Here is an 8,697-nt window from a genome sequence, read left to right as displayed (position 1 = left end):
CTTGTGCTACATAAAAGAGGAGCCTACCTTTTAGCCGACTGTTTAACAGATTATCCACTAGCACACGATGTAGTTATTTTTGATTGCCCAGCTACCCTTGGCCCTTTACCTTTAATGGCTCTAGCCGCTTGTACACATATTATTATCCCCGTACAGCTAGAACCAAAATCAATTCAAGGAGCAGCACATTTATTGGAATGGTACTACTATCATTGCAAATACTTGCGTTTAAACCCAACTCCAGAAATTTTAGGATTTGTTCCCAATCAATATGATGTTCGCAGAAGTACTCATAGACAGATGCTTGCAGGATTACCTGAACAGTTGCAACACATGAAGATTCGAGCATTTCCAGCAATCCGTGATAGCGCAGAATTTGTCAATGCCAGTGGTCAAGGTTTACCATTGCATATTTACCGTCCTAGTCATCCTGCTAAGGATGATTTTAAAGAAACTACTTCTCATCTTGTGACTTTAATTGGAAAACCTAAGACAACTAAAAAGACAAAATAATTATGTGCGCTCGTAACACTCCTAATCTTACAAATTATTTTTCAGGTGCGAAGCAATCTCAGCAATTATCTGAAGCAGAGCAAGAAATACAGCAATTAAGAGCAGAGATTGAAGAACTTCGTGACAAAAATTCTGGCGAGTTGGAAAGACAATTGGAAGAGTTGCGAACACAACTTCAGTCACAAATAGGTATTTTGTCAATTCCTATCGAGCAAATAGAGCCAAATATAGAACAACCTAGACAAACATTTTTAACTGAAAGTCTTGAATCTATGTCTCGCTCTTTAGCTAGTGATGGACAGTTACAACCAGTTATTCTGATTCAAAGAGAGAATCATCTATTAATATTTGACGGAGAGCGACGCTGGCGCAGTGCTAAAGCTTTAGGTTGGCAAACCTTAGAAGCAGTTATTATTCCAGAACCGACTGGTTTACATCGTAAAGCACTACTAACTTCTCTACATCGAGAAGACCTTAATCCTTTGGATAAAGCCGAGGCGATCGCGCGTGAATTGTCTACAATTATTGGATTAGAACTTCAAGATATTCCGCGTATTCTTTCAACAGTAATACGACGTTTGAATAGTCAAAAACGTATAACATCGCTGGTGGATTTAATAACAGCAGATGCAAAAAAACAAGAACAAGAACTAGAGTCGTTAGATTTAAGCGACTCAGAACGAGCAATCTTAAGCCTACTGTTAGATTTACAGCTAAATCCTGCTTCTATCGATGCCAATATTTTTCCGATGCTATCTTTAGCAGAAGACCTAAAACTTGCTATAAGAGCAGGACTTAAAGGTGTTCATGCATTGGCTCTACAAAAACTTTCCGCAAAAAATTTGGGATTGAGTGAACAAAAAGCAAAATCTATTAGGGAAGAGACTACGCACAAAGTAATAGTAGAAAAGTTGTCTGTTGTTGCTACTCGAAAATTAGTAGCTGAAGTGATAGCATCTGAGTCTAAGCTAGCAGTAACCAAAAATACTAAGAAAAAAGCAGTATCCCAAGCATCTAATCGTTTGCAACAACTCTCTTTAGAGTTGCTCAAGCAAGCTAACCCTGCTGAATTAACAGAATTACAGGAAGTCTTACGTCACAAATTAATAGAAATTGAAAAAGTACTAAAACAAAATTAAAGATCGGTCGCTACCCTCTGCTAACTAATTGTCACTGTTTTAGTAATTAGATGCACGAATATAATGTGGGATAGCGAGTACACCGTTGGCTATACAGTTGAAAATTCGGCTCTGATTTTTATTTTCTTAGAGTGACAAAACAGGGTTATGCTGTACGTAAACGTTGAATGTCCTGAATTGGCGGCGCACCAAACATTCGAGAATATTCACGGCTGAACTGTGAGGGACTTTCATATCCCACTTGGTGAGCAGTAGCAATTGCGTCAAAATCTTCAGTTAGCATTAGGCGTCGTGCTTCCAACAGTCTTAGCTGCTTTTGATATTGCATTGGACTCATCGAGGTCACTTGCTTAAAATGCTGGTGAAACGACGAAGCAGACATCTTGACCCGGTTTGCTAAATCCTCGATCCGCAGCGATTGGTTAAACTCAGCCTTGATCAGTTGGATGGCTGACGCAATGCGCTGCATACTGCTGCCGGATGTGGCAATTTGGCGCACGGCTTTACTTTGTTCCCCGACAAGCAGACGGTAATAGAGTTCACGCAGCATCACCGGTGCTAGTATCGGGATGTCTTGCGGTGTTTCTAAGAGCTTGACTATGCGAAGGACACACTCGATCAACGTAGCATCGGCGTTGCTAACCCATAGACCTCGGACAGAGTTCTCTTGCTTGGCTGAACTAAAACCCATCTGGGCAACCAAATCACACAGTTGCACTAAGTCTAAGCTCAACTTCAGCATTAAACACGGCTTGTCAGGTGTTGCCTCAACCACACATCCACTGATCGGTAGAGCAACCGAAAGGACTTGATATTGCCCTGCGTGGTATGGATATGTTTCCTCACCCAGCAACATTTCTTTCTTGCCTTGAACGATCAGGGTGAAGCGGGGTTCATCAACACTGTAGGTTGCCGAAGACATCGCATCGGAGCGCCCAAAGCTCAATTGATTGATCGCAGTTGAATGCAAACCATTACCCTCGGTGTGCCTGATTAGCAAGGTCGCGAGTTCTTGGTACTGATTCGCAATCACGTCAGAATTAGAAATTTTAATCATGCTATGAACTTGATCGCTCAATGCCTTACTCTTGACAATTATAGAACCACTTAAAACGATTGCTTTGGAGAATTAGGCAATCATCAGCGAGGTTTGTGTATTTCAAGAAAAGCTTTTCAAACTTATGCTGAACTCGTAGCGATCAAAGAAGCGTTCGATTCGGAGAACCTAAGAAATGCAAACCACTTCCCAACCGATGAAAGCAATGGCTGTTGACAAGTTCGGCGGATCTGATAAGCTGACTTTGCACACCTTACCCGTACCTACGGTAGATACGGGCGAAGTTTTGATTCGCGTTGAGGTCGCCGGAGTTGGTGTCTGGGACGTGATGGAGCGTGAAGGTGAACTGGTGTATAACGAAGTTCACTTTCCGCGTGTGCTGGGCGGCGAATGTGCAGGCACAATCACTGCTGTCGGCGATGGTGTCGAGCGTTTCGCCGTTGGCGATCGCGTTTATGCCCAAAGTTTTATGAACGACAAGGGCGGTAGCTATGCAGAATACGTCGTCGTCTCCGAAAAAACGGTCGCGCCGATACCCGATGGCCTTGATATGCTAATGGCAGGCGGATTGCCCATTGCTGGTTTGACGGCGCTAAGTAATTTGAAGGCGCTCTTGACGGGCGACGGAACTAAATTGATCCTGTGGGGCGCGAGCGGTGGCGTCGGTCACGTCGCGCTGCAACTCGCCAAGCGGATGGGCGCGAGCGTTTTCGCCATTGCATCGGGCGCAGACGGTGTGGAGTTGGTCAAGCAGTTGGGTGCTGATGAAGCGGTGGACGGACACGGCGACGACGTTGGGCAACGCGCCCGCGCATTTGCGCCCGATGGCTTCGATGCCGCGTTGGTGCTAGTGGGCAGTGACAACGTTCAATCTACGCTGAGTTTGGTGCGCCAGGGCGGAATCATTGCTTTTCCTAACGGCATAATGCCCGAACCCAAAGCGCCCGACGGTGTGGAACTCAAGAAGGCAAATGCTGACCCGATGTTGTTCGATCAACTCAACCGATTGATCGGCATCGACCAGTTTCAAGTTCACATCGCGCAGACGTTTCCACTCGAAGCGGCGGCGCAGGCGCAATCAGCGATGAAACAGCATTATCTGGGCAAGATCGTGTTGCGTGTGAACGGCGAATAAGAGTATGAGCATGACTCAACCAGCATCTTTGTGAGTACTGAAAATACAGCCTGAAATAATCCTCCTTTTGACATCGAATAGGCTTCACTCTTTTTACTAAAACTAATTAGCACTCGAAGGAAATAGCAATATGATTCAGCAAACCAATCTAGGGGGCAGCTTCACGCTGCCAAACACGTCGATCGCTCTCAATCGTCTGGGTTACGGTGCAATGCAACTCGCGGGGCCAGGAGTGTTTGGGCCGCCCCGTGACGTGGATGCCGCCATTGCGGTTCTCCGTGAGGCGATCGCCCTCGGTGTCAATCACATTGATACTAGCGATTTCTATGGTCCGCACATCACCAATCAAATTATTCGTCAGGCGCTTCACCCCTATCCTGAGAATTTGGTGATTGTCACTAAGGTAGGGGCGCGTCGTCCGGCGGATAAGTCGTGGCAACCTGCTTTCTCGCGGCAAGAGCTGATCACCGCCGTTCACGATAACCTGCAAAATCTTGGTCTTGAGGCGCTAGATATTGTCAATCTCAGAGTTGGAGGTACTCAAGCACCGTCCGAAGGGCCGATCGCAGAACCACTGACCACCCTAGTTGACTTGAAGCGTCAGGGACTCATCCGCCATATCGGACTGAGCAACATTACTCCCCGACAGTTCGAGGAAGCTCAGGCGATGACTGAGATTGTGTGTGTCCAGAACCAGTACAACTTAGCGCATCGCGAAGATGATGCCTTGATCGACGACCTCGCACAGCGCGGTGTGGCGTATGTACCGTTCTTTCCGCTCGGTGGATTCACGCCGTTGCAATCGTCCAAGCTCGATGCCGCTGCAAGCTCTCTTCAGGCGACACCAATGCAGGTCGCGCTAGCATGGCTGCTTCAACGAGCGCCTAACATCCTGCTGATTCCGGGAACGTCATCGGTTGAGCATCTGCGCGAGAATCTCAAAGCCGCAGATTTGCAACTTCCGTCTCAAACAGTCAATGATCTTAACTCGATCGCTGTACCTAACGAATGAGCCAATGACTATCCCAGCTACCAAAGTTCCTGCATTTTCTCCTGGGAAGCTGTTCAAAGAAAAAGTAGCACCATAAATGAATTGCTAGTGGTCAAGCAATCCAATCATTGCAAAGCTGTAGCGTTTGCCCAGGCGCGTTGGCGCAGCCATCGCAGTTCTCAAGGCAGCGTGGGGCAACGGTAGGGGGAACGGAGTGTTGAATTGCAGATGTAAAAAAAGCGCGATCGCTGCACCAATACCTACCTTCGTAATGCCTTAAGTGAAACTAACAGATCAAGCCTAGTTATAGACCTTCTGGAAATTTTTTTAACATTAGCACTTTTTACAAGTAACTTAAGTATGAATAATAATCTATCTTAAGTAAGTTTTTGAGAGAAAAAAAGACCCAGATTAAATGCCTGGGTCTTTGAAGTTGGGAATTATCCCAATATTCCAATCACAGCCGCTAGAATAGCTGGGGCTTTGTCTGAAACCGGAATGAATACCCGCTTTTGCCAGTTGATGATCTCGGTGAAGCAACCCACAGCTAAGAGTCGCTCTGCCAGTGAGATAGCATTAACCAGTTCTATGCGAGCTTCATTAGCAACGAAAGAACGTCGCAAGGTTACACCACCTGGCAACTGCTGTGTATATCTCTGGTTGAGTACCAGTGAGACAAGTTCTTCTGGAGAAAGCACTTGGTTCCTTAGTCCAAGTTGTTCGCGCACGGTTTGAATGTCGTGAGCATTCACCACCCGACCGAGAATCTTTTGTCCATCGCTGGTTTGTAGTCGGAATACTCGACTATTCTGCTGCGGCAAGATTTTCCAAATGGGCAACAAAATACCGGTGACTAAGTGCAGATAATCGGTTGTGAACTTGGGCAATGCGTCTACTTCAGTAGACCAAGCAGCAGCAAAGGTGTCAGCCGAAACCTGCCGCCAAGTGGAAGATTCCAAGTCTTGGACTGGTACGCGAGTTTCTTTCTGTGGGCGAATCAGCAAAACTCTTGGGACAACTCCACCCTCAGAGTCGAATAGACTATGCGTTGGAATTGTTATCGCCGCACGACCTTTCTCATTCACCATGAATTGCCCTTGGTACTTGGCAGCAAACTCAACCATCTCTTGAGCCGTTCTGATGTTGTTCTTCTGAACTCGCTCAATTTTGAGGTAGTTGGTGACGCTACCTGTGGCAGGGTGGGTGTAGACAGCTTCCTGGCTCTCAACAGTAAAGCGTTCAGCCCGGAGTGTCTCTACACCCATCTCGTAAACACCAGCCGCGATCGCTGCTTCAATCTGCTGACTTAGCAATAACTCAAAACGCTCGAAAATGATGTTTTGCATATCGATGCGTAAAGCCAGCAGCCGATTAAGGAATTGCCGTAGTGGTGGGAGATCGATCTTCATCCCACCTTCGTGGGAAGTCAGCGATAAACCTGTCATTTGCTCGAAAGTGCCGAGTGACACTTCATAAAATCGACCTTGGAAGATTTGCTTAAATAACTCATACAAAGCGTGTTCTGCATAGTTCGACTCCAGATTATCCTTAGCCTCAAATATCCCATTGCCACCCGTCTGCCGTTGACCGCGAGTCAGAGCGCCCAAGCTATCGAGCCTTCGGGCAATAGTTGAGATAAAGCGGCGTTCACCGATGACGTTAGTGGTAACAGGTCGGAACACGGGTGCTGATGCTTGGTTGGTTCTGTGCGATCGCCCCAACCCCTGGATTGCGTTGTCTGCTCTCCAGCCGGCTTCTAAAAGATAGTGCGATCGCCTTTTACGATTCACAGCGTTAAGGTCAGCATGGTAACTGCGACCAGTACCACCAGCATCAGAGAAGATGAGAATTTGTTTCTCGTCCGCCATGAATGCAGCAGTTTCAGCAATGTTAGCGCCACCACCACGTGAATCAACAAACAAACGTCCGGAATCATCCTTGAGAACTCGCTTGCTACGACCTGTGACTTCAGCCACTTGCTTGTGACCAAAATGCCACAGCAATTGTTCTAATGCGCCAGGGATTGGGTCAAGACTTGCTAACTTATCGACTAAGGCATCTCTCAAGGCTACAGCTTCAATAGAAATAACCGGAGAGCCATCAGCGTCAAAGACTGGCTCGGATCTTTCTTCTCCATCAACGCCAGAATGGATGGAATGAAGATGAACAGGGAAAGCACTCATCAGGTAATCCATGAGGTATTCCCGTGGAGTCAGGTCAAGATTGAGATCCTGCCATTCGTCAGCCGGAACTTCATCAAGTCGTCGTTTCAAAAGTTCTTCATTAGTCGAAACTATTTGAATGACAACTGCAAGACCTTGGACTAAATCCTGCTCAATCGCTTTGATCAAGAGAGGACACTTCATACCTGTCAACAGATGGTTGAAGAATCTTTGCTTGTGCGACTCGAACTGAGACACTGCGCTCATCTTCGCAGCACGGTTGTAAGTCTTGTCACCAGAGATATTGCAAGCTTCTAGCGCTTTCTCTAAATTATTATGAATAACCTGAAAAGCATCGGAGTAGCTGTTATAACTCCGTTCCTGCGTGGGCGTTAAATCAATGTAGAGAGTTTGATACTCAACTCCCTCGAATGAAAGACTCCGCGCCAAATACAGACCGAGTGCTTTCAAATCTCTAGCCACAACTTCCATCGCGGCGATACCACCCCCCTCAATGGATTCCACAAAATCTTCACGGGAGGTAAACGGGAAATCCCCAGTCTGCCAAAGTCCCAGGCGATTGGCGTATGAGAGATTTGAGACAATAGTAGCACCAGTCGCAGAAACGTAGACAACCCGTGCCTGCGGTAATGCATTTTGCAACCGCAGTCCAACAATGCCTTGCTGGGATGCTGCAACCATGCCCAATTTACCCTCTTGTGCCATTGCGTTACCCATACTGTGGCATTCGTCGAAAGCGATCGCTCCCTCAAAGTCCTTGCCTGCCCACTCAACGATTTGCTTGAGCCGACTTTTATCATTCTTTTGTGAGCGCAGAGTCGAGTAGGTGCAGAACAGAATGCCTTGGGTGAAAGGGATTGAGTCGGCAAGTTTGATGTTACCCAGATCAATGATATCTTTTTCACTACCTCCGAGCGCACACCAATCGCGTCGGGCATCTTCAATTAAGGCAGAACTTTTAGATACCCAGATTGCCTTGCGTCGTCCCTGACACCAGTTGTCGAGGATGATTCCTGCACACTGTCGTCCTTTCCCCGCTCCCGTCCCATCACCAAGGAACCAGCCACGGCGAAATCTAACAGCGTTTTCTGAGCTAGTTGCTGCTACAGTCACATTATCCCATGAGTCATCAACAATATAAGACCCAGATAGAAATTCACAGTGCGCCTGACCTGCGTAAATAACGCTTTCAAGTTGTGCCTCTGACAACAAGCCTTGTGTGATAATATTCCGTGGGAGATGCGGTTTATAAGTTGGTGTTGGTGGCGAGACAAGTGCTAGGGCTGCACTTTCGCAAAGCAGCGAGGGATGAGGTAAAGCATCTTTAATTCTGATTCGTTGTGGGCGATAGGTTTCATATAAAGTATCTTTGAGTCCTTCAGTAGCAGACCACTCGACGACTTCGTATTCCAACACTACTATGTCGTCTGGAAGAGAGGAAACTGTTTCTGGTTGTGCAACTGTAGTACGGAATGGCAATTGAACAACTTTTGCCTTCGCCGCAGCAGCTTTGACTTTTTCTGAGCGTTCCCACGAAGATCGCTGTGGCAACTGCTGAATCAGTGCCAGTATTTCAGGCAGATTTAACCCACATTCCGCACTTCATTTTGTAACACAAAGCTTAGTAATAATAAATACATGTTTTTAATGTATAAATACATAAATCATTGGGTGATTAA

The 8,697-nt window shown here is 46.6% G+C and carries 6 protein-coding genes and 1 pseudogene; 5 read left to right on the top strand and 2 right to left on the bottom strand.

All coding sequences use genetic code 11. The annotated features are described in order from the left end of the window. Together V7K67_RS00900 and V7K67_RS00895 are read left to right on the top strand one after the other, a co-directional pair. The coding region (locus V7K67_RS00900; protein ID WP_335164844.1) for a ParA family protein at window positions 1-513 on the top strand (513 nt) is incomplete at its 5' end. Window positions 514-515: 2 nt separating this feature from the next. Next, the gene (locus tag V7K67_RS00895) at window positions 516-1,652 is read left to right on the top strand and encodes a ParB/RepB/Spo0J family partition protein (RefSeq protein ID WP_335164842.1); all 1,137 of its coding nucleotides are present in this window, start codon (window positions 516-518) and stop codon (window positions 1,650-1,652) included. A gap of 145 nt (window positions 1,653-1,797) precedes the next feature. Here V7K67_RS00895 and V7K67_RS00890 read toward each other — a convergent pair whose 3' ends face one another. Further along, complete coding sequence (locus V7K67_RS00890; RefSeq protein WP_335164840.1) at window positions 1,798-2,730, bottom strand: AraC family transcriptional regulator; 933 nt, start codon at window positions 2,728-2,730, stop codon at window positions 1,798-1,800. Between the two features lie 154 nt (window positions 2,731-2,884). Between V7K67_RS00890 and V7K67_RS00885 the strand changes: the two genes are divergently transcribed. The 3 genes and pseudogenes from V7K67_RS00885 to V7K67_RS00875 form a co-directional block, all read left to right on the top strand. Beyond that, window positions 2,885-3,844 carry a quinone oxidoreductase family protein gene (locus V7K67_RS00885; RefSeq protein WP_334700002.1) on the top strand — a complete coding sequence of 320 codons (960 nt, stop codon included), beginning with the start codon at window positions 2,885-2,887 and terminating at the stop codon, window positions 3,842-3,844. 130 nt (window positions 3,845-3,974) lie between these two features. After that, window positions 3,975-4,856, top strand: a complete 882-nt coding sequence (locus tag V7K67_RS00880) for an aldo/keto reductase family oxidoreductase (RefSeq protein ID WP_335164838.1) — start codon at window positions 3,975-3,977, stop codon at window positions 4,854-4,856. Continuing rightward, window positions 4,849-4,932 (top strand): annotated as a pseudogene (locus V7K67_RS00875) (HU family DNA-binding protein); the annotation flags it as partial. The gene V7K67_RS00880 and the pseudogene V7K67_RS00875, both read left to right, overlap by 8 nt. 343 nt (window positions 4,933-5,275) lie before the next feature. Here V7K67_RS00875 and V7K67_RS00870 read toward each other — a convergent pair. Further along, a complete protein-coding gene (locus V7K67_RS00870; RefSeq protein ID WP_335164836.1) occupies window positions 5,276-8,569 on the bottom strand; it encodes a strawberry notch family protein in 3,294 nt (1,097 codons plus the stop codon). Window positions 8,570-8,697: the final 128 nt, after the last annotated feature.

This window comes from Nostoc sp. (assembly GCF_036917155.1).
Classification (GTDB): domain Bacteria; phylum Cyanobacteriota; class Cyanobacteriia; order Cyanobacteriales; family Nostocaceae; genus Nostoc.
This window is presented reverse-complemented; position numbering and strand designations above follow the sequence as displayed.